Source organism: Isoptericola sp. Y541, from assembly GCF_059445465.1.
In genome coordinates this window covers 254,352-273,920 of the sequence record NZ_JCAIUJ010000003.1, presented here as the reverse complement: position 1 = coordinate 273,920, position 19,569 = coordinate 254,352, and the positions used below count along the sequence as shown (strand labels likewise).

The 19,569-nt window shown below is 74.0% G+C and carries 21 protein-coding genes; 15 read left to right on the top strand and 6 right to left on the bottom strand.

What is annotated here, in order from left to right:
* The first annotated feature begins 104 nt into the window (after positions 1–104).
* The 7 genes from alaS (at position 105) to aroB (ending at position 8,466) form a co-directional block, all read left to right on the top strand.
* Positions 105–2,816 (top strand): alanine--tRNA ligase, encoded by a 2,712-nt coding sequence (alaS, locus tag AC1C2V_RS09685; RefSeq protein WP_495389383.1) that lies wholly within the window; start codon positions 105–107, stop codon positions 2,814–2,816.
* Complete coding sequence (gene ruvX, locus AC1C2V_RS09680) at positions 2,813–3,361, top strand: Holliday junction resolvase RuvX (RefSeq protein WP_495389382.1); 549 nt, start codon at positions 2,813–2,815, stop codon at positions 3,359–3,361. The genes alaS and ruvX overlap by 4 nt, the downstream gene beginning before the upstream one ends.
* A gap of 66 nt (positions 3,362–3,427) precedes the next feature.
* Positions 3,428–4,579, top strand: a complete 1,152-nt coding sequence (mltG, locus tag AC1C2V_RS09675) for an endolytic transglycosylase MltG (RefSeq protein ID WP_495389381.1) — start codon at positions 3,428–3,430, stop codon at positions 4,577–4,579.
* A 1-nt stretch (position 4,580) separates the two neighbouring features.
* Positions 4,581–5,474, top strand: coding sequence for a shikimate dehydrogenase (locus tag AC1C2V_RS09670; RefSeq protein WP_495389380.1), 894 nt, complete (start codon positions 4,581–4,583; stop codon positions 5,472–5,474).
* A 66-nt stretch (positions 5,475–5,540) separates the two neighbouring features.
* The gene (gene aroC, locus AC1C2V_RS09665) at positions 5,541–6,758 is read left to right on the top strand and encodes a chorismate synthase (protein ID WP_495389379.1); all 1,218 of its coding nucleotides are present in this window, start codon (positions 5,541–5,543) and stop codon (positions 6,756–6,758) included.
* The gene (locus AC1C2V_RS09660) at positions 6,755–7,324 is read left to right on the top strand and encodes a shikimate kinase (protein ID WP_495389378.1); all 570 of its coding nucleotides are present in this window, start codon (positions 6,755–6,757) and stop codon (positions 7,322–7,324) included. Before aroC ends, AC1C2V_RS09660 begins: the two co-directional genes overlap by 4 nt.
* Entirely contained in the window at positions 7,321–8,466 is a 1,146-nt protein-coding gene (gene aroB, locus AC1C2V_RS09655; protein WP_495389377.1) for a 3-dehydroquinate synthase, read from the top strand. The genes AC1C2V_RS09660 and aroB overlap by 4 nt, the downstream gene beginning before the upstream one ends.
* A 13-nt stretch (positions 8,467–8,479) precedes the next feature.
* On the opposite strand, the gene AC1C2V_RS09650 is transcribed toward aroB, so the two are convergent.
* Together AC1C2V_RS09650 and AC1C2V_RS09645 are read right to left on the bottom strand one after the other, a co-directional pair.
* Positions 8,480–9,307, bottom strand: a complete 828-nt coding sequence (locus tag AC1C2V_RS09650) for a glycerophosphodiester phosphodiesterase family protein (RefSeq protein WP_495389376.1) — start codon at positions 9,305–9,307, stop codon at positions 8,480–8,482.
* Positions 9,304–10,344 carry an alpha/beta hydrolase gene (locus AC1C2V_RS09645; RefSeq protein WP_495389375.1) on the bottom strand — a complete coding sequence of 347 codons (1,041 nt, stop codon included), beginning with the start codon at positions 10,342–10,344 and terminating at the stop codon, positions 9,304–9,306. Before AC1C2V_RS09645 ends, AC1C2V_RS09650 begins: the two co-directional genes overlap by 4 nt.
* A gap of 78 nt (positions 10,345–10,422) precedes the next feature.
* On the opposite strand from AC1C2V_RS09645, the gene AC1C2V_RS09640 reads away from it, so the two are divergent.
* Positions 10,423–11,841, top strand: a complete 1,419-nt coding sequence (locus tag AC1C2V_RS09640; protein WP_495389374.1) for an MFS transporter — start codon at positions 10,423–10,425, stop codon at positions 11,839–11,841.
* Here the strand turns inward: AC1C2V_RS09640 and sigJ are convergent.
* Positions 11,804–12,883: an RNA polymerase sigma factor SigJ gene (gene sigJ / locus AC1C2V_RS09635; protein WP_495389373.1), complete on the bottom strand. Its 1,080-nt coding sequence runs from the start codon at positions 12,881–12,883 to the stop codon at positions 11,804–11,806. The genes AC1C2V_RS09640 and sigJ overlap by 38 nt on opposite strands.
* A gap of 115 nt (positions 12,884–12,998) precedes the next feature.
* On the opposite strand from sigJ, the gene AC1C2V_RS09630 reads away from it, so the two are divergent.
* Complete coding sequence (locus AC1C2V_RS09630) at positions 12,999–13,352, top strand: iron chaperone (protein WP_495389372.1); 354 nt, start codon at positions 12,999–13,001, stop codon at positions 13,350–13,352.
* Positions 13,353–13,377: 25 nt separating this feature from the next.
* On the opposite strand, the gene AC1C2V_RS09625 is transcribed toward AC1C2V_RS09630, so the two are convergent.
* The 3 genes from AC1C2V_RS09625 to AC1C2V_RS09615 all read right to left on the bottom strand — a co-directional run bounded on the left by AC1C2V_RS09625 (position 13,378) and on the right by AC1C2V_RS09615 (position 16,158).
* Positions 13,378–14,805 (bottom strand): FAD-binding oxidoreductase, encoded by a 1,428-nt coding sequence (locus tag AC1C2V_RS09625; protein WP_495389371.1) that lies wholly within the window; start codon positions 14,803–14,805, stop codon positions 13,378–13,380.
* A gap of 88 nt (positions 14,806–14,893) precedes the next feature.
* Complete coding sequence (locus AC1C2V_RS09620) at positions 14,894–15,124, bottom strand: hypothetical protein (RefSeq protein WP_495389370.1); 231 nt, start codon at positions 15,122–15,124, stop codon at positions 14,894–14,896.
* Entirely contained in the window at positions 15,121–16,158 is a 1,038-nt protein-coding gene (locus AC1C2V_RS09615; protein WP_495389369.1) for a zinc-binding dehydrogenase, read from the bottom strand. The genes AC1C2V_RS09620 and AC1C2V_RS09615 overlap by 4 nt, the downstream gene beginning before the upstream one ends.
* A 36-nt stretch (positions 16,159–16,194) precedes the next feature.
* On the opposite strand from AC1C2V_RS09615, the gene soxR reads away from it, so the two are divergent.
* The 6 genes from soxR (at position 16,195) to nusB (ending at position 19,416) form a co-directional block, all read left to right on the top strand.
* A complete protein-coding gene (gene soxR, locus AC1C2V_RS09610) occupies positions 16,195–16,701 on the top strand; it encodes a redox-sensitive transcriptional activator SoxR (protein WP_495389368.1) in 507 nt (168 codons plus the stop codon).
* 16 nt (positions 16,702–16,717) lie between these two features.
* Positions 16,718–17,164, top strand: coding sequence for a type II 3-dehydroquinate dehydratase (locus AC1C2V_RS09605; RefSeq protein ID WP_495389367.1), 447 nt, complete (start codon positions 16,718–16,720; stop codon positions 17,162–17,164).
* 85 nt (positions 17,165–17,249) lie between these two features.
* A complete protein-coding gene (locus AC1C2V_RS09600) occupies positions 17,250–17,957 on the top strand; it encodes a hypothetical protein (RefSeq protein ID WP_495389366.1) in 708 nt (235 codons plus the stop codon).
* Complete coding sequence (locus AC1C2V_RS09595; protein ID WP_495389365.1) at positions 17,954–18,331, top strand: hypothetical protein; 378 nt, start codon at positions 17,954–17,956, stop codon at positions 18,329–18,331. Before AC1C2V_RS09600 ends, AC1C2V_RS09595 begins: the two co-directional genes overlap by 4 nt.
* A gap of 89 nt (positions 18,332–18,420) precedes the next feature.
* A complete protein-coding gene (gene efp / locus AC1C2V_RS09590; protein ID WP_495389364.1) occupies positions 18,421–18,984 on the top strand; it encodes an elongation factor P in 564 nt (187 codons plus the stop codon).
* A gap of 15 nt (positions 18,985–18,999) precedes the next feature.
* Positions 19,000–19,416, top strand: coding sequence for a transcription antitermination factor NusB (gene nusB, locus AC1C2V_RS09585; protein WP_495389363.1), 417 nt, complete (start codon positions 19,000–19,002; stop codon positions 19,414–19,416).
* Positions 19,417–19,569: the final 153 nt, after the last annotated feature.

The following is a 19,569-nucleotide window of genomic DNA, read 5'->3' as shown; positions in this document are numbered from 1 at the left end:
ACCATCGCCCGACCGGCGGGAGAATAGGGGCCGGCCCACCGCCCCGGTGGCCGGCCGCCGCTCTTGTCATCCGCCACGACGGCTCGACACCATCGAAGGACATCATGCGTACCGCCGAGATCCGTAAGCGTTGGCTCGACTACTTCGAGTCCAAGGGACACGCGATCGTGCCGAGCGCCCCCCTGGTCTCGCCGGACCCGTCGATCCTCTTCACGATCGCCGGCATGGTGCCCTTCATCCCGTACATCCTCGGCACCGAGCCGGCCCCGTGGCCGCGGGCGACGAGCGTGCAGAAGTGCCTCCGCACCAACGACATCGAGAACGTGGGTCGCACCACGCGCCACGGCACGTTCTTCCAGATGAACGGCAACTTCTCGTTCGGCGACTACTTCAAGCGCGAGGCGATCGACTTCGCGTGGGAGCTGCTGACGTCGGCGCAGGACAAGGGCGGCTACGGGCTTGACGGCGACCGCCTGTGGGTCACCATCTGGGAGCAGGACACCGAGGCGTACGAGGCGCTGACCCGAGGCGTCGGCCTGGACCCGAAGCACATCGTGCGCCTGCCGCGCGAGGAGAACTTCTGGGACACCGGCCAGCCGGGCCCCGCCGGGCCGTGCGCGGAGTGGCACTACGACCGTGGCCCCGCCTACGGCCCCGACGCCGTCGGCGGCGACGTCGACCCGGGCGGCGACCGCTACCTGGAGATCTGGAACCTCGTCTTCGACGAGTTCGTTCGGGGCGAGGGGCCGGGCAAGAGCTACCCGCTTCTGGGCGAGCTCGAGCACAAGAGCATCGACACCGGCGCGGGCCTCGAGCGCATCGCCTACCTGCTGCAGGGCAAGGAGAACCTCTTCGAGATCGACGAGGTCTACCCCGTCATCGCCCGCGTGGAGGAGATGACCGGCAAGCGCTACGGCGCCGGCGGTGTCGACTCGGCCGAGGACGACGTGCGCATGCGCGTCGTCGCCGACCACGTCCGGTCGGCGCTCATGGTCATCGGCGACGGGGTCAAGCCGTCGAACGAGGGGCGTGGCTACGTGCTGCGCCGCCTGATCCGTCGCGGGGTGCGCTCCATGCGCCTGCTCGGCGTCGACGACGTCGCGCTGCCGTCCCTGCTGCCCGCGTCGAAGGACGCGATGAAGGCCTCCTACCCGGAGCTCGAGGCCGAGTTCGGGCGCATCAGCGAGGTCGCGTACGCGGAGGAGGACGCCTTCCGGCGCACCCTCGCGCAGGGCACGACGATCCTGGACACCGCGGTGAACCGCGCCAAGAAGGCGACGGACGGCAGCACCCCGGTGCTCGGCGGGGCCGAGGCCTTCCAGCTGCACGACACCTACGGCTTCCCGATCGACCTCACGCTCGAGATGGCGGCCGAGCAGGGCGTGCAGGTGGACGAGAAGGCGTTCCGCGACCTCATGGCGGAGCAGAAGCAGCGGGCGCGTGCCGACGCGCTGGCCAAGAAGACCGGACACGCCGACCTGCGCTCCTACGAGACCCTGTCCAAGGAGCTCGCCGCGCCGGTGAAGTTCCTCGGGTACACGGACACGGAGTCCGCGGTGACCGTGGCCGGGCTGCTCGTCGACGGCGTGCCCGCGCCCGCCGCCACCGCGCCCGCGGACGTGGAGATCGTGCTGGACCGCACCCCGTTCTACGCCGAGGCGGGCGGCCAGCTCGCCGACCAGGGCACGATCGTGCTCGACGGCGGCGCGACCATCGAGGTGGACGACGTGCAGCGGCCCGTCAAGGGCCTGTCGGTGCACCGGGGCCGCCTGGTGGAGGGCACGGTGGCGCTCGGCGACCCGGGCAGCGCCACGATCGACGTCGTGCGCCGCGTCGCGATCAGCCGCGCGCACTCGGCCACGCACATGATCCACAAGGCGCTGCACGAGATGGTCGGGCCCGACCGCACGCAGGCCGGGTCGGAGAACGCGCCGAGCCGGGTGCGCTTCGACTTCCGGTCCCCGACCCCCGTGCCGTCGGACGCGCTCAGCGAGATCGAGGAGCGCGTGAACTCGCGGCTCACCGAGAACCTCGAGGTCACCGACGCCACGATGTCGCTCGATCGGGCCCGCGAGCTGGGTGCGATGGCGCTGTTCGGCGAGAAGTACGGCAACACGGTCCGCGTGGTGTCGATCGGCGGCGACTGGTCGCGCGAGCTGTGCGGCGGCACGCACGTGCGGGCCACCGGCGAGGTAGGGCGTGTCGCCCTGCTCGGCGAGGCGTCGATCGGCTCGGGCGTGCGGCGCGTGGACGCCCTCGTGGGCGACGGCGCATACGGCTTCCAGGCCAAGGAGCACGCGCTGGTGGGCCAGCTCACCGGGCTCCTGGGCGCGCGGCCGGACGAGCTGACCGACCGGGTGGGCTCGCTGCTGGCCCGCCTCAAGGAGTCGGAGAAGGAGCTGGCCGGGCTGCGTCAGGACAGGATCCTCGCCTCCGCCGGGAAGCTCGCGGCCGAGGCGCCGCGCGTGGGCGACGCGCGTGTCGTGGCGCACGACGCGGGCGAGGTGGCGTCGGCGGACGACCTGCGCGCCCTCGCGCTGGATGTGCGCGGCCGCCTCGGCGACGCGGAGCCGGTGGTCGTCGCGGTCGGGGGCGTCGCGGGCGGTCGCCCGTTGGTCGTCGTCGCGACCAACGCGGGCGCTCGCGACCGTGGCCTGCGGGCCGGCGACTTCGTGAAGGCCGCGGCCAAGACCCTCGGTGGCGGTGGCGGCGGCAAGCCCGACCTTGCCCAGGGCGGCGGCACGGACGCGGGCGCGCTTGCCGGTGCGCTGGCGGGCGTGGCAGAGGGTGTCCGCGCGGTCGTGGCGGGCGCGTGACGCACGAGCAGGGCGCGCCCCGCGGGGTGCCGCGGGGCGCGCGGCTCGGCGTCGACGTGGGCAAGGCCCGCGTCGGACTCGCCGGTTCGGACCCGGACGGCCTGGTCGCGACGCCCGTCGAGACCGTGCCGCGCGTCCTGGAGGTGCCGAAGGGCACGGGGTCGGGTGGAGGCGGCGCCCCGGCCGTGACGGCTGACGTCGCGCGGATCGCGGCCGAGGTCGAGGACCGGCTCGCGGCGGTCGTCTACGTGGGGCTGCCGCGGCATCTGTCCGGGGCGGAGGGCGCCGCGACGGCCGATGCGCGCGAGTTCGCCGTGCGTCTGGCGGCGGCGATCGCGCCCGTCGAGGTGCGTATGGTCGACGAACGGATGACGACGGTGACGGCGCACGCGCAGCTCCGGTCGGCCGGACGACCCACCAAGACACACCGGTCTGTCATCGACCAGGCTGCAGCCGTTATCATTCTGCAATCTGCACTCGACGTGGAGCGATCGGCGGGGGAGCGCGCCGGCGAGCTCGTCGAGACGCGGCCGCCGGGCGCCTGACCCGCCCGGACAGCAGTACCCGACCAACGTGCCCACCACAGGCCCTGTCAGAAAGAAGTACCCGGCGTGACGGACCTCTTCGAGCATCCCGCCCTGCAGGAGGCGCCCGCGGCACCCTCGCGGCGCCGCTCGGCCGCCAGCAGGCGGGCCGCGGCCAAACGCAAGCGTCGTCGCAGGCAGCGCACCGCGGTGGTCCTGGTCGTGGTGCTCGGCATCGTCGGGGCCGGCGGCTACCTGTTGTACGGGCAGATGAGCGAGACCATCGGCGGGTTCTCGATCTTCGGCTCGAGCTCGGAGGACTACCCCGGCCCGGGCGGCGACCCCGTCGACGTCGTGATCCCCGAGGGCGCGACCGGCGCCCAGATGGGCTCGGCGCTGCACGATGCCGGCGTGGTGGCCAGCGTCGGTGCCTTCAACGACGCCTTCGGCGCGAACCCCGCCGCGGCGGGCATCCAGCCGGGCACCTACCAGCTCCTGTCGGAGATGAAGGCGTCTGATGCCGTGGCCGCGCTCGTGAAGAACGAGAAGCTCCAGACCGACGTGACCATCCCCGAGGGGTACACCGTCGACCAGATCGTGGATCGGGTGGCGTCCGTGACGACCATCACCGCGAAGGAGCTGCAGGCGGCTCTGAAGAAGCCGGACTCGATCGGGCTGCCCAAGCAGGCCGACGGCAACGCCGAGGGGTGGCTGTTCCCCAAGACGTACAGCGTGCAGCCGGACGACGACGCCACGTCGTTGCTGTCGGGCATGGTCGCGCAGACCTCGAAGGAGCTCGAGTCGACGGGGGTCGCCAAGGAGGACTGGGAGTCCACGCTGATCAAGGCGTCGCTCGTCGAGCGCGAGGCGAAGCATGACGAGGATCGCCCGAAGATGGCGCGGGCCATCGAGAACCGCCTCGATCAGGAGGTCCCGCTCGGCATCGACGCGTCGACCGCCTACGGGTTGGGGAAGCCCGGCACCGAGCTGACCCGGGACGACAACTACGACCTCGACAACCCTTACTCCCTCTACGCCCGCACCGGGCTGCCGCCGGCACCGATCTCGAGCCCGGGCGCGGCGTCGATCGAGGCCGTGGCGCACCCGGCCGCCGGGGACTGGCTCTTCTGGGTGACGGTCAACCTCGACACCGGCGAGACGAAGTTCTCGGAGACCAACCAGGAGCACGAGAAGTACGTGGCGCAGCTGCGCAAGTGGGAGAAGGAGAACGGCTACTGAGATGACCGTCTCCCGACGCGCGGCGGTGCTCGGACACCCCGTCGCGCACTCGCTCTCGCCCGTGCTGCACACCGCGGCCTATGAGGCCCTCGGGCTGGATGGCTGGGAGTACTCGTCGATCGACACGACGATCGACGACCTGCCCGCCCTGGTGCGCGGCCTCGACCTCGGCTGGGCGGGGCTCAGCGTGACGATGCCGCTGAAGCAGGCGATCGTCCCGCTGGTCGACCACGTCGACCCGCTCGCGGTCGCCGTCGGCGCCGTCAACACGGTGCTGGTCGCGCCCGCGCAGCGCGGGGTGACCCTGATGGGCACGAACACCGACGTCCCCGGCCTGGTCGCCGCGCTGCGCGAGGGCCTCGCCGCGCAGGGCCGGGGTGGCGACGCCCGCGCGCAGGCCGCCGTCGTCCTCGGCGGGGGCGCCACCGCGGCGTCCACGCTCGCGGCGCTCGGTGAGCTCGGCTGCACGACGCCGTGCGTGCTCGTGCGCTCGCTGGGCCGCGCCGCCGGGCCGCAGGAGGCGGCCGCCCGCATGGGGATCGCCCCGCGCTTCGAGGTGCTCGACGCCCGGGCGTCCCTCGGCGCCCTGCTCGACGCGGACGTCGTCGTGTCCACGATGCCGGCCTTCGCTGCCGACCCGGTGGCGGCCGCCATCTCCGCGCACGGTGCCGCTCCCGCGGGCGTGCTGCTCGACGTCGTCTACGACCCGCGGCCCACGGCACTCACGTCCGCCTGGGCCGCCGCGGGCGGCACCGTCGTCGGGGGCGAGCGGTTGCTGCTGCACCAGGCGGCGGAGCAGGTGCGCCTCATGACGGGGCGCACGGCCCCGGTGGGCGCGATGGATGCCGCCCTGGGCGCGGCCCTGTCGGCGCCCGCGTCACCGGCCGCGACCTGACGGAGGCGCCGTCCGTACCGTGACCACCGGACCGGCGCGCCGCGCGGCCGTGGAAGAATCGGGGTCATGCTGCGCTGGATGACGTCGGGGGAGTCGCACGGTCCGTCGCTGGTCGGGGTGATGGAGGGGCTGCCCGCGGGGGTCGAGCTCGTCACCGCGGACATCCGGGCGGCGCTGGCGCGCCGGCGGCTGGGATACGGCCGCGGCGCCCGCATGACGTTCGAGCGGGACGACGTGCGCGTGCTCGCCGGGCTGCGGCACGGCGTGACGCAGGGCGGACCGCTGGCGTTCGAGATCGGCAACACCGAGTGGCCCAAGTGGATCGACGTGATGTCGCCGGACCCGGTCGAGCGCGACGCGCTCCTGGTGGACGCCGGCACGGGCGACGAGCGCGAGATCGCGCGCAACCGCCCGCTGACGCGGCCCCGCCCGGGTCACGCTGACCTGGTCGGGATGCGCAAGTACGGCTTCGACGACGCCCGCCCGGTGCTCGAGCGGGCGTCGGCCCGTGAGACGGCCACGCGCGTCGCGCTCGGCGTGGCGGCCGCCAGGTTCCTCGAGCAGGCGGTCGGGGTGCGGCTCGTGTCGCACGTCGTGGCGATCGGGCCGGTCGAGGTGCCCGAGGGCGCCGACCTCCCCACCCCGGACGACGCCGCGGCGCTGGACGCCGATCCGGTGCGCTGCTTCGACGCCGCCGCGAGCGCGGCGATGGTCGCGGAGATCGACGAGTGCCGCAAGGACGGCGACACCCTCGGCGGCGTCGTCGAGGTGCTCGCCTACGACGTGCCCACCGGCCTCGGGTCGTACGTGCAGGGCGACCGGCGCCTCGACGGCCGGCTCGCCGCCGCGCTCATGGGCATCCAGGCGATCAAGGGCGTCGAGGTCGGGGACGGCTTCCGCACCGCGCGTCGCCGCGGCTCGGCCGCGCACGACGAGATCGACCGCGGCGACGACGGCCACATCCACCGGCGCTCCAACCGGGCCGGCGGCATCGAGGGCGGCATGTCGAACGGCGAGGTCCTCCGGGTGCGCGCCGCCATGAAGCCCATCTCCACGGTCCCGCGCGCGCTGGCCACCGTCGACGTCGCCACGGGCGAGTCGGTCACCGCGCACCACCAGCGCTCCGACGTCTGCGCCGTGCCGCCCGCCGCCGTCGTGGCCGAGGCGATGGTCGCGCTCGAGCTGGCACAGGCCGTCGTGGAGAAGTTCGGCGGGGACTCGGTGGCCGAGGTGCGGCGCAATGCCGAGGCCTACCTCGCGGCCATCCCGGAGCTGCTGCGATGACGGCCGACGTGCACGGAGCGGGTCCGGCCGCGGTCCTCATCGGCCCGCCCGGGAGCGGCAAGACCACGGTCGGCCGGATCCTCGCGCAGCGGCTCTCGGTGGAGTTCCGCGACACGGACGCGGACGTCGAGATCGTGGCAGGCAAGGCCGTGGCGGAGATCTTCGTCGACGACGGGGAGCCGCGCTTCCGGGAGCTGGAGTACGAGGCCGTCACGACGGCGCTGGCCTCCCACCCGGGCGTGCTCGCCCTCGGCGGCGGGGCCGTGATGGACGCGCACATCCAGCGGGCCCTCGAGGGGTATGTCGCGGGCGGCGGGGTCGTCGTCTTCCTCGACGTGGCCCTCGCGCACGCCGCGCCCCGGGTCGGCTTCAACCAGGCGCGGCCGCTCCTGGTCGGCAACCCCCGCGCGCGGTGGGTGGAGCTGATGGAGCAGCGCCGCCCCACGTACGAGCGGCTGGCTACGGTGCACGTCCTCTCGGACGACCGTCCTCCGCACGAGGTCGCCGCCCAGGTGCACGCGCGCGTCACCGAGGGATTCCCACCAGCACAGGAGGTCCAGGTATGACGGTCCGGGTGACCGTACGGGGCGAGCAGCCCTACGACGTCGTCGTCGGGCGACACCTGCTCGGCGAGCTGTCGAGCATGCTCGGGGGCGGCGTGCGCCGCGTGCTCGTCATGCACCCGGCGTCGCTGCAGGCCACGGGCGACGCGGTGCGCGAGGACCTCGTAGCCCAGGGCTACGAGGCGTTCGCCGTCGAGCTGCCCGACGCCGAGGAGCAGAAGACGGCCCAGGTCGCCGCCTTCTGCTGGCAGGTGCTCGGCCAGGCCGACTTCACGCGGTCGGACGCGATCGTCTCCGTGGGGGGCGGCGCGACGACGGACCTCGCGGGCTTCGTCGCCGCCACGTGGCTGCGCGGCATCAAGGTGGTGCACCTGCCCACCACGCTGCTGGCCATGGTCGACGCGGCCGTGGGCGGCAAGACCGGCATCAACACCGCCGAGGGCAAGAACCTCGTGGGCGCGTTCCATCCGCCGGCCGGGGTGCTGTGCGACCTGGCCGCGCTGGAGTCGCTCGACCGCTGGGACCTCGTCGCCGGCATGGCCGAGGTGGTCAAGACCGGCTTCATCGCCGACCCGCGGATCCTCGAGCTGGTGGAGGCGCACGCCGACGAGCTGCGGGAGTGGAAGGGCGCGGACGCTTCCGAGGAGACCTGGGCCGTGCTGGCTGAGCTCATCGAGCGGTCGGTGCGCGTCAAGGCCCGCGTGGTGGGGGAGGACCTCACGGAGCAGGGCCTGCGCGAGATCCTCAACTACGGGCACACCCTCGGCCACGCCGTCGAGCTCACCGAGCGCTACCAGTGGCGCCACGGTGCGGCCGTGGCCGTCGGCATGGTCTTCGCGGCTGAGCTGGCCCGCCTGGGCGGCAAGCTCGACGACGCCGTCGTGGACCGCCACCGCGCGATCCTCGAGTCCCTCGGCCTGCCCACCACCTACCGCGGCGACCGCTGGGACAAGCTGCTCGCCGCCATGCAGCGGGACAAGAAGACGCGGGGCAACCTGCTGCGCTTCGTCGTGCTGGACGACGTGGCGAAGCCGACCCGGCTCGAGGGTCCCGACCCGACGCTGCTCGCGGCCGCCTACGCCGAGGTGTCGAAGGAGCCGCCCACGGGGAACCCCGGGGTCACGGTCTCCCTCACGCCGAGATAGAGAACCAGGTTCTCTACCTCGGCTCGCCGGGCCAGTCCCCGCGCTCGGTCAGGACGTCGCGCAGCAGGTCGGCGCGGTCGGTGACGAGGCCGTCGACGCCGAGGTCGAGCAGGCGGCGCATCTCGTCGGGGTCGTTGATCGTCCACACGTGCACCTGACGGCCGGCGCGGTGGGCGGCGGCGACGGTGACGGCGTCGACCACGTGGAGCCGGCCCTCCGTGACGGGGACCTGCAGCGCGTCGACGTCGCGCAGGGCGCGACGGGCCAGCGCGTCCGCGCGCAGGCGCGCCCCCGCGAGGAACCCCACCACCTCGCGCTGGGCGGCCGACGACGCGACGGGGCGGGACAGGCGGGCCAGGGTGTCGCGCCGCCGCCGGACGTCGAACGACGTCACGCACACGCGGTCGTGCGCCGCGGTCCGTTCGATCGCCGCGGCCGTCGCCGCCACGCCAGAGGCCTCCTTGACGTCGATGTTGACCCGCAGGTCCGGCCACGTGCCGAGCACGTCGTCCAGCCGCGGCACGGGCTCCGTGCCGCCGATGCGGGCGCGGCGCACCACCGACCAGGGCAGGTCGGCGACGAGTCCCGAGGCGTCGGTGGTGCGGTCGAGGGACACGTCGTGCAGGGCGACCGCGACCCCGTCCGCCGTGCCGTGCGCGTCCGTCTCCACGTAGCGGAACCCCAGGTCGACGGCCGCCGCGAACGCCGCCAGCGAGTTCTCCAGGTTCTCGTGGCCGTGGGAGAAGCCGCGGTGCGCGAGGGCGACCACCCGGCGCGCTCCGAGGGGGGCGCCGTCGGGCCCGCGCGGGTCGAGGTAGGGATGCGGGGGAGCCGGCCTCATGCGGGCACCTTCCCGCCCACGCCCGGGAGGCGCTCGTCGAGCCAGCGCCGTACGCCGTCGAGGTAGGCGGTGCGCGGCCCGTCGGCGGACAGCACCAGGTCGTGCACCCCGCCGGGCACGACGAGTGCGCTCACGTCCCGCCCGACCCGGGGCGTCAGCGCGGCGATCCGCACGACGTCGAGCACGGTGTCCTGGGCGTCGAGCCGGGGGTTGGCCGGGCTGTCGGGCCCGGAGGCGTCGCTGCGCGCTACCAGCACCGGGCACGGGACCGCCAGCCCGCGCGCCAGCCGCAGCTGGGCCTGGCGGACCGCGTGGAGCCAGCCCGCCCGGACGGGCAGACCCTCCGGTCGCTTCAGAGAGGTGTCGAAGGACCACCGGCCTCCGTGCGAGCGATGCTGGTACGTGGCGTACACCGACGGGTTCGCGCTCACGACGGCGAGCGGGCGCAGCCGGCCCAGCACCTGCAGCGCCGCCGTCCTGGCGGCCTGCTGCAGCCAGGACCCGTCGAGGGAGAAGAACGGGGAGTCGAGCACGAGCAGGTCGGGCCCGTCCGTCGGGTCGTCGCGCACGGCGTGTGCCCAGAGGGTCGCGGCGAGGCCGCCCGTCGAGTGGGCGTGCACCACCAGCGGCAGCCCCGGCTCCAGCGCCCGCACCGCGCGCGCCGCCGCCGTGAGGTCGGCGCCCTGCTCGCGCAGGCTCGCCACGTAGTGCGGGGGTAGCGGGTCCGCTCCGACGTCCGGGACAGCGCCCAGGAGCGAGCGACCGGCACGGCGCAGGTCGACGGCGTAGAACGCGTCGCCGGCCGCGACGACCGCGGCGGCGAGATGGTCCTGGAAGAAGTAGTCGTTGTAGCCGTGCACGTGCATCACCGCGCACCGGGCCGACGACGGCCGGGTACCCGAACGGACCAGCGTCGCCGGGCCGAGCGGGGCCTCCTCGAAGGGCGGGCCGAGCAGGCGGTCCGGTCGCCACTGGGCGGGCCCCGTCGTGCCCGGGAGGGAGAGGTTCCGGGAGGGGTTCGGCGTAGCGTCGTGCACAGGCGCGATCGTAGCCGCGCGGCGACGGCCGGGCGCGCCGTCGCGACCGGACACCCGCGTCCGGCAGACTGCACGCTCATGAGCGACCAACCCGCCGCGCCGGAGCCGGCGGCCACCACCGATGGCATCGCCGACACGCACGCCACCGCAGGAACCGCGCGACCGGTGCCGCGCCGACAGGTCCGTGCCTGGGCCCTGTGGGACTGGGCGACGCAGCCTTTCAACACGGTGATCGTCACATTCGTCTTCACCGCGCTGTACCTGACGAGCGACGCGTTCCTCGACCCCGCCGTCGCCGCGCTCCCCGCGAACGACCCGGTCCACGAGCGGGCGCTCGCGGGCCTGACGAGCGGCCTCGGCGCGTGGATCGCGGTGGGCGGCATCCTGGTCGCGCTGCTCGCCCCGGTGCTCGGTCAGCGTGCGGACGTGGACGGGCGCCGCAAGGCGTGGCTGGGCGGCGCGACCCTCGTGCTCGTCGCCAGCATGCTCGGCCTCTTCGCCGTCCGCGCCGACCCGGCCTGGTTCGTGCTCGGGGCCGCCCTCGTCTCGCTCGGCAGCGTCGCGAGCGAGATCGCGGGCGTGAACTACAACGCGATGCTCGTGCAGGTCTCGACGCCGCGCACGATCGGCAAGGTCTCCGGCCTCGGCTGGGGGCTCGGCTACCTCGGTGGGATCGTCGCCCTCGTCCTGGTCGTCGTGGCCACCACGTACGACTGGTGGGGCATGCCCACCGACGACGGCCTCGCCTACCGGGTGATCGCCGTCGGCTGCGCGCTGTGGGCGCTCGCGTTCGCCTGGCCGCTGTTCCGCTACGTGCCCGAGGCGCCGCCCGCGGCCGACCGCCCGCGCGTGGGGTTCTTCGCCGGGTACGTCGTGCTGGTGCGCGACATCATCGCCCTCTACCGCACGGAACGACCGACCTTCTGGTTCCTGCTCGCGAGCGCCGTCTACCGCGACGGCCTGGCCGCCGTGTTCACCTTCGGCGCTGTGATCGCCGCCGTGTCCTTCGGGTTCGATGCCCAGGCGGTCATGATCTTCGGGATCTCCGCGAACCTGCTGGCCGGCGTGAGCACCATCCTGGCGGGGCGGCTGGACGACCGGTTCGGCCCGCGGGCCGTGATCGTGTGGTCGCTCGGCGGGCTCGTCGTGTGCGGGCTCCTGGTGGTGGCGCTGCACCAGCTGGGCCCCTTGGTGTTCTGGGGGGCAGGCCTGGCACTCACCTGCTTCGTCGGCCCCGCCCAGGCCGCCTCCCGGTCGCTGCTCGCCCGCGTCGCCCCCGTCGGGCGAGAGTCGGAGATCTTCGGCCTCTACGCCACCACGGGTCGCGCCGTGTCGTTCCTCGCGCCGTCGCTCTGGACGCTGGTCATCGCGCTCACCGGCGCGACGATCTGGGGCACGCTCGGCATCGTCGCGGTGGTCCTGGCGGGCCTGATCCTCATGCTCAGGGTGACCGTCGGCGTCAGGCCTGCTCTCGCCGACGACGCGCCGACGCCCTGATCGCCTCCGCCACGGCCTCCAGGTCGGCCAGCGGTGCCAGGTGCTGCAGCTTGTCGGGGTTGATCACCCCGTCGATCCGTGCGATCTGGCCGTCCGACACCTGCAGCGCGTACGTGCCGAGCACCCCGCCGCCGAGGACATCGTCGGCGTAGGCGATCATCCCCGGCCCGCCGTTGACGATGGCGACCTCGAGCCGCGCCGGCGCGCCGCGCTTGGCGAACCCCGACAGCAGGCGTGCCACCGCCTCGCGGCCGGAGACCCTGCGCGACACCGACATCCCGGCCGGCACCTTGCCGCCGCCGTCCCCTGTGAGGGCCACGTCGTCGGCGAGCAGCGCCATCAGCGCCTCCACGTCGCCATCCTCCGTGGCGGCGATGAACCGCTCCACCAGCTCCGCCGCGTGCGGATCGGCACGGGCGTCCTTCTGGGCACGGTCAGCCGGTGCCCCCTGCCGCGCAGCGACCCGGCGCCGCGCGCGGGACGCGAGCTGGCGCGCCGCCAGCTCGGTGGTGCCGATCACCTGAGCCGACTCACGGTGCGGGTAGCCGAAGACGTCGTGCAGCAGGAACGCCGCACGCTCGGACGGCGTCAGGGTCTCGAGCAGCACGAGGAACGCCGTCGACAGGTCGTCGGCGAGCTCCGCGTGCGCGGCGGCCTCCCGTCCGGGCGAGCCCGCGGCGACCAGCTCGCCCACGAGGGGCTCCGGCACCCACTCGCCCACGTACGACTCCCGCCGTACCCGCGCCGAGCGCAGCACGTCGAGCGCGATCCGGGTCGCCACCGTGGTCGTGTACGCCTGCGCGTTCAGCACCTCCGCGCTCACCGTGCCCGTGGGAGCCACCCGGAGCATGGCCTCCTGTGCCACGTCCTCGGACTCCGTCACGCTGCCCAGCATCCGGTACGCGGCGCCGAAGGCGACCCGCCGCAGGTCGGCGAGGACTGCAGGGTCGGGGACGTCGACCGTGCCGGCGACATTTCCGGCGACCCGTCCGGCGACCTGTCCGGCAAGGGTGCGGCGTTGGTGGCGATCCGTGCGTGGCATGCTGCCCATCCTTCCGCGAACCGGACGATCCGGCCCTGTCCCTCCGACGAATCGGCGCGCCGCGACGTGACACCCCCCGCTTGCCAAGCGCCCGTGGCGCAGGAGCATGGGGCCCATGGGAGACGTCGAGGACTACCTGGCCACCCTGTCCGCGCCGGAGCGGGACGCGGTGGCACGCGTGTATGAGCGTGCCCACGCCCTCGTCCCGAACCTCGAGGAGGGACGCGGCTACGGCATGCCCGCCCTGCGCTACGGGGGCAGCCCGCTGCTGAGCGTGATGGTCACGCGTACGCACCTCGGCCTCTACCCGTTCAGCCCCGAGGTGATCGCGGCGCTCGCGGACGACCTGCAGGGGTTTCGGACCACCAAGGGCTCGGTCTCCTTCCAGCCCGACGCGCCCTTGCCCGACGACGTCGTGGACCGGCTCGTGCTCGCACGGCGCGACGAGATCGACGCCCGGGCGCGCTGAGCACGGCGCCACGGCGAGCGCCGGGTCATGCCGGCGGCACGTTGACGTTCGCGCGGAACAGGTTCTGGGGGTCGTAGCGCCGCTTCACGTCCCGCAGGCGGTCCCAGTGGCCGTTCGGGTACGCCGCGCGGGCGGTGTCGCCCCTGCCGTCGAGGGCGAAGTTCACGTATGCGCCCTCGGCCCCGCGGAGACGGTCGGCGAGCGCGTCGACCCACGGCGCGTACCCGCGGGCCGTCGCCGCGTCCGGGCCCACGGCAGCCACGTTGCCGAGCACGCGCGCGGCGCGGTGCGCGTACGCGGTCGCGTCGGCGGGGACCTCGGCGACCGCGCCGCCGACCACGCGCAGCTGCACGGCGCGCATCATCGCGTCGGAGCTCTCGAGCTGCTCCAGCAGGTGCGCGGCGGCGGGCTCGTCCACGCCGTCGGTGAAGAAGGTGCGTCCGGTCGCCACGGCGGTCCCGCTGGGAGGCCCGCCCTCGAACAGGCTCGCGTACGCAGTCGGGTGCAGCCCGTCGAGGAGGGCGCCGCCGGCGCGGGCCGCGACCTCGCGCAGCGGCGCGAGGGCCGAGTCCGCGGCGTCCGGCGGCCCGGACCAGCACGCGTTGGCCATCACGATCATGCGCCCGTGCCACTCGGCGGGGATCATCGGCATCGGCGGCGCCGTCATGACCATCGTGATCACGGTGAGCCCGGCCGGGGCCGCGTCGGCGGCGGCGACCACGCCGGCCACGCTCTCGGGGGTGGCCGGCATCATGAGGACACCGCCCACCACCTGCGACACCTCGTGGAGCGCGAACCGGAACCGGGTCACGACGCCGAAGTTGCCGCCGCCCCCGCGCAGGGCCCAGAACAGGTCGGGGTCGTGCTCGGCGTCCGTCAGCACGACCTCGCCGTCGGCGGTGACCACCTCGGCGCCGAGCAGGCTGTCGATCGTCATGCCGTGGGAGCGGGCGAGGAGCCCGACGCCGCCACCGAGCGTGATCCCGCCGATGCCCACGCCGCCCGTGTCGCCGAACGGGGTGGCAAGCCCGTGGGCGCCCGCGGCTCTCGAGTATGCCCCGGCGGTGAGCCCGCCGCCGGCCCACGCGGTGCGGCCGTCGACGTCGAGGTCGAGGGAGTCGAGCCCGCGCAGGTCGAGGGTGAGGGCGCCGTCGGCGGAGCCGAGGCCGAAGACGGAGTGCCCGCCGGCGCGGACGGAGACCTCGGTCCCCGCGTCGCGGGCGTAACGCACGGTGCGGGCCACGGCGTCGGCGTCGGTGGGCCGGACGATCGCTGCGGGGCGATGCTCGACCCCGCCCGGCTCGATCGTGCGCGCGGCCTCGTAGCCGTCGTCGTCGGGCGCGACCACGGACGCGGCGGCCCCGAGGGTGGTGCGCAGCGACGCGGCCGCGTCCTCGGACGTCGGGGTCGTCGGGGACGAGGGGAGAGCGGGGGGTATGGAGGGTGTGGTCATCGATGCTCCTGGGACGAGTGGTGCTGGGACGGACGGTGCAAGGACAGTGCTGCCGGGCGGACGCCCGGCGGTGCGGCGGTGCGTGCTGTCATGCAGACGGCGTGGAGACGGCGTTCTCATCGACAGCCTCCCGCACCGACGACGGGACGGCGAGGGAATTCGTGACCGAGCGGGAGGTGTGACCCGTGGGCCGGATGCGGCCCGCGAGGAAGAGCCCGATGCCTGCCCACAGGGGCGGCGTCGGGCCGCGCCGGTCCGTCCAGCGCTGCGCCCGCGCGTCGAGCACGCCGGTCCCGCCGGCCGTCGGGCCGGACGTCATCCGAGCACGACCTTGCCCACGGTGCGCCGCTCCTCGAGCTCGCGGTGCGCCCGCGCCGCCTCGGCGAACGGCACGCGGTGCGTCAGCACGCGCCAGGCGCCGGCGGCGGCGAGGTCCAGCGCACGCCGCTGGTACGTGCGGACGTCGCCGAAGGCGGGGGCGCCGGGGCCGACGACGTTCAGCACCTGGATGTCGGGCACCTGGATGTCGGGCACCTGGATGTCGGGCACCTGGATGTCGGGCGACGTCGAGCGGGGGTTCGGGTGCCCGGAGGACCAGCCGTGCACCACGAGGCGGCCGCGGGAGCCGAGCAGGTCCGTCGCGGCCCCGCCGAGGTCGCCCCCGACGCCGTCGAGGACGACGGTCGCGTGTTCCGACCCGAGCCGCCGGAGGGCGGCGCGCGCGTCCGACGCCCAGTCCGGGCCGCGGTAGTCGAGGACGGCGAGCCGCTGGCCCGCGTCGGGAACGATGCCGCGGACGACGCGGACCTTGGGCGGGCCGCCCGCCAGCGCCAGCACGCGTGCGCCGGCGTCGAGCGCCGACTGCACGAACAGGGAGCCGAGCCCGCCCGCGGCCGCGGTGACCACGACCACGTCGTCGGCCCCGATCCGCGCGACCTCGAGCGTCATGAGCGCCATCCGGCCGGTGCCGATCATGGCGATGGCGTCCGCCAGGTCGAGGCCGTCGGGCAGCCGGTGCAGCGCCTGCTCGCCGACGACGGCCATCCGGGCGTAGCCGCCGCCGGCCGGGGTGGCGCCGAGGTGGGCGGCAACGCGCACGCCGACCCAGGAGCGGTCCACGCCCGGTCCCACGTCGGCGACCGTCCCCGCGACCTCACGGCCCGGGATCGCCGGGAGCGTGGGCGCCGGCAGGGGGCCGGAGGCCTCACCGCGCCGGAGCCCGGTGTCCATGAGGTGCACGCCGTGCGCCCTGGCGGCGACGAGGACCTGGCCGGCGCCGGGAGCGGGGTCGGGGACCTGCTCGAGGGCGAGGGTCTCGGGCGGGCCGAAGGAGTGGTGGCGGATCGCATCCATGGCTCCATGCTTGGACCTGAACTACGGTTCAGGTCAATGCCCGGGACGAAAGAGGTGGTCGAGGTGCCCGAGCAGGGACCCGAGACGGTGCCGTGGGACCACGTCGAGCTCACGGTCGGGGAGGTGGCGGCCCGGAGCGGGGTGGCCGTCTCGGCCCTGCACTTCTACGAGCGGCGCGGGCTGATCGCCAGCCGGCGCACCGCGGGCAACCAGCGTCGCTACCGGCGCGACGTGCTGCGCCGGGTGGCGTTCGTGCGGGTGTCGCAGCGGGTGGGGATCCCCCTCGCGCGCATCGCGGAGGCGCTGGCGACCCTCCCCGAGGACCGTGCCCCGAACGTCCGGGACTGGGAGCGGCTCTCGCGCGCGTGGCGCACCGACCTCGATGCCCGCATCGAGCAGCTGGAGCGGCTGCGGGACGACCTCACGGACTGCATCGGGTGCGGTTGCCTCTCCCTGAGCCGATGCGTGCTCGCGAACCCGCACGACGCGCTCGGCGACGCCGGCCCCGGCCCGCGCCGGCTGCTCGTGGACGCGCCGGAGTGACCGTACCCTCGGGGCCATGACACACGTCCTCGTCCTCAACGGTCCCAACCTCGGTCGGCTCGGCGTGCGCGAGCCGGAGATCTACGGCCATGCGTCCATGGCCGATCTCGATCGGGAGGCCGCCGTCTGGGGGAGCGACCTCGGCGTGACGGTCGACGTACGCCAGACCGACGACGAGTCCGAGATCGTGGGCTGGCTGCACGAGGCGGTCGACGCCCGGTCGCACGTGGTGCTCAACCCCGCGGCGTTCACGCACTACAGCTACGCGCTGCGCGACGCCGCCGCCCAGGTCACGTCGTCGGGGCTGCTCCTGGTGGAGGTGCACCTGTCCAACCCGGCGTCGCGCGAGTCGTTCCGGCACTACTCGGTGGTCGCCGGGATCGCGACCGGCACCGTCGCAGGCTTCGGGTTCGATTCCTATCGCCTCGCGTTGTCCGCGCTCGTGCACAAGCTCGAGGGCTAGAGAAACTCCTGTCAGGGCGTCAGGGTTGAGTGTTGCTCAAGTGGTTAGCCTTGTGAGTGACGCGACAAGGACATAGCCTTTATCCATGATCGTGCTGACGGCGGACCAACGAGGCAGCACCCGCGGCCCGGACCGCGTGCCCGAGGTGCTCGCGATGATCGGGGCTCGGGCAGAGGGCGCGCCCGGCACGGTGCTCCCGTTCGACCGCACCGTCGGTGACGAGGTCCAGGGGGTGCTCGCGGCAGACGACGACGGCTCCGCCCTGGCCGTGGACCTCGTCCTCGACCTCGTGCGCGACGGCGGATGGTCCGTCGGCATCGGCCTCGGTGCGGTCGACCTCCCGCTGCCGGAGGTGTCCCGGGCCGCATCCGGGCCCGCGTTCGTGCGGGCGCGTGCGGCGGTGGAGCGTGCGAAACGGCGAGGGCGGGGGAGCGTGCCCCTCGCGGTCGCGGGCCCGGAGCACGAGCCGCACGCCACGATCGCCGCGGACGCGCAGGCCCTGCTGCACCTGCTGGGCGCCGTCGTCGCACGTCGTTCCGCCGCCGGGTGGGAGGCCGTCGATACGCTCGTCCCGCACTCGGGGACCGCGGCTCCGCAGCGTGCGGCCGCGAAGGCGCTCGGCGTGAGCGAGCAGGCGGTCAGCCAGCGGTTGCGGACCGCCCTGTGGGCCGAGGACGCCGCGGCCCGTCCGCTCGCGGCACGGCTGCTGCGGGCCGCGGGCGCGGACGACGGGCCCGGTGCCGACGGGGCCGACGGGGCCGACGACGACGAGGGGGAGGAGCACGACCGATGAGCTTCGCAGTGGTGGCGACGGATGTCCTGGTGTGGGTCGCCGGCCTGGCGCTGAGCGTGGGCGCAGGGGCCTGGCTCGTGCCGTGGGTGCTGCGGCACGCGGAGCGCGAGTCGCAGCTCGCGGCGGAGGCGGTGGCCGTGCTCCGCGGCGGCACCTGGATCGGGCTGCTGGAGCGGCTGTGCGTGACCGGCACGCTGCTCGCGGGCTACCCGGAGGGCGTGGCGATCGTGGTAGCGGTGAAGGGCCTCGGCCGGTTCCCCGAGCTGCGGGAGCACCCGGTGGCGAGCGAACGCTTCGTCGTGGGCACGCTGGCTTCGCTCGCGTGGTCCGCCGCCCTCGGTCTGGTGGGGCACGAGCTCCTCGTCGCGCTGTAGGATGTCTCGGGCTCTCTGCGGTCCCAGAACCTCGCGGCCCAGAACGTCGACTCCCCGCCCCGACCCCGACCCCGAGGACGAACAAGAACGTGGCTACCACCAACGACATCAAGAACGGCACCGTGCTCCGTATCGACGGTCAGCTGTGGTCGATCATCGAGTTCCAGCACGTCAAGCCGGGCAAGGGTGGCGCGTTCGTCCGCACGAAGATGAAGAACGTGCTCTCGGGCAAGGTGGTCGACAAGACCTTCAACGCCGGCCTCAAGATCGAGACGGCGAACGTGGACCGCCGCGACTACCAGTACCTGTACATGGACGGCGCGGACTACGTGTTCATGGACAACGACACGTACGACCAGATCATGATCCCGGCGGCCACGGTCGGCGACGCCAAGGACTACATGCTCGAGGGCATGACCATCATGGTGGCCTCCAACGACGGCACCCCGCTGTACGTCGAGCTGCCGTCGTCGGTGGTCCTCGAGATCACGTACACGGAGCCCGGCCTGCAGGGCGACCGGTCCACCGGCGGCACCAAGCCCGCCACCCTCGAGACCGGCGCGGAGATCCAGGTCCCGCTGTTCCTCGAGCAGGGCACCAAGGTCAAGGTCGACACGCGTGACGGGTCGTACCTGGGCCGAGTGAACGACTGACGGGCGTCTGCTGACATGGGCGCACGCACCAAGGCGCGCAAGCGCGCCGTCGACATCCTCTTCGAGGCGGAGCAGCGCGGGATCGACCCGCAGGTGCTCGTCGCCGACCGGGTGATCGAGCCGCACACCGAGGCGGCGGTACCGCAGTACACGGTCGACCTCGTCGAGGGCGTTGTCGCGCACAGCGAGCGCATCGACGAGCTCCTCGCCACGTACTCGCAGGGTTGGACCGTGGAGCGCATGCCCGCGGTCGACCGGGCGCTGCTGCGCATCGGCACCTGGGAGCTGCTCTACAACGACGACGTCCCCGACGCCGTCGCCGTGGACGAGGCGGTCGACCTCGCCGGCCAGCTCTCGACCGACGACTCGCCGTCGTTCGTCAACGGGCTGCTGGGCCGGCTCGTGGAGATCAAGCCGACGCTCCTGATCTGACCGACCCCGGTCTGACCGACCCCGGTCTGACCGACCCTGACGCCGAACAGGCGGTTGGTCCCGCGATGGCGCCGCGAGGCGCCCGAATCCGGGACCAACCGCCTGTTCGGCATTCTCGGGGGTGTGACGCACGCCGCGGCCGCATCGTGGGCG

Coding starts and splice junctions, on each gene's coding strand:
- alaS (WP_495389383.1), top strand. CDS start 105: ATGCGTACCGCCGAGATCCGTAAGCGTTGGCTCGACTACTTCGAGTCC.
- AC1C2V_RS09615 (WP_495389369.1), bottom strand. CDS start 16,158: ATGGATGCGATCCGCCACCACTCCTTCGGCCCGCCCGAGACCCTCGCC.
- AC1C2V_RS09600 (WP_495389366.1), top strand. CDS start 17,250: ATGATCGTGCTGACGGCGGACCAACGAGGCAGCACCCGCGGCCCGGAC.
- aroC (WP_495389379.1), top strand. CDS start 5,541: ATGCTGCGCTGGATGACGTCGGGGGAGTCGCACGGTCCGTCGCTGGTC.
- nusB (WP_495389363.1), top strand. CDS start 19,000: ATGGGCGCACGCACCAAGGCGCGCAAGCGCGCCGTCGACATCCTCTTC.
- AC1C2V_RS09640 (WP_495389374.1), top strand. CDS start 10,423: ATGAGCGACCAACCCGCCGCGCCGGAGCCGGCGGCCACCACCGATGGC.
- AC1C2V_RS09630 (WP_495389372.1), top strand. CDS start 12,999: ATGGGAGACGTCGAGGACTACCTGGCCACCCTGTCCGCGCCGGAGCGG.
- AC1C2V_RS09620 (WP_495389370.1), bottom strand. CDS start 15,124: ATGACGTCCGGCCCGACGGCCGGCGGGACCGGCGTGCTCGACGCGCGG.
- AC1C2V_RS09670 (WP_495389380.1), top strand. CDS start 4,581: ATGACCGTCTCCCGACGCGCGGCGGTGCTCGGACACCCCGTCGCGCAC.
- soxR (WP_495389368.1), top strand. CDS start 16,195: ATGCCCGGGACGAAAGAGGTGGTCGAGGTGCCCGAGCAGGGACCCGAG.
- AC1C2V_RS09650 (WP_495389376.1), bottom strand. CDS start 9,307: ATGAGGCCGGCTCCCCCGCATCCCTACCTCGACCCGCGCGGGCCCGAC.
- AC1C2V_RS09595 (WP_495389365.1), top strand. CDS start 17,954: ATGAGCTTCGCAGTGGTGGCGACGGATGTCCTGGTGTGGGTCGCCGGC.
- sigJ (WP_495389373.1), bottom strand. CDS start 12,883: ATGCCACGCACGGATCGCCACCAACGCCGCACCCTTGCCGGACAGGTC.
- AC1C2V_RS09605 (WP_495389367.1), top strand. CDS start 16,718: ATGACACACGTCCTCGTCCTCAACGGTCCCAACCTCGGTCGGCTCGGC.
- AC1C2V_RS09625 (WP_495389371.1), bottom strand. CDS start 14,805: ATGACCACACCCTCCATACCCCCCGCTCTCCCCTCGTCCCCGACGACC.
- AC1C2V_RS09660 (WP_495389378.1), top strand. CDS start 6,755: ATGACGGCCGACGTGCACGGAGCGGGTCCGGCCGCGGTCCTCATCGGC.
- aroB (WP_495389377.1), top strand. CDS start 7,321: ATGACGGTCCGGGTGACCGTACGGGGCGAGCAGCCCTACGACGTCGTC.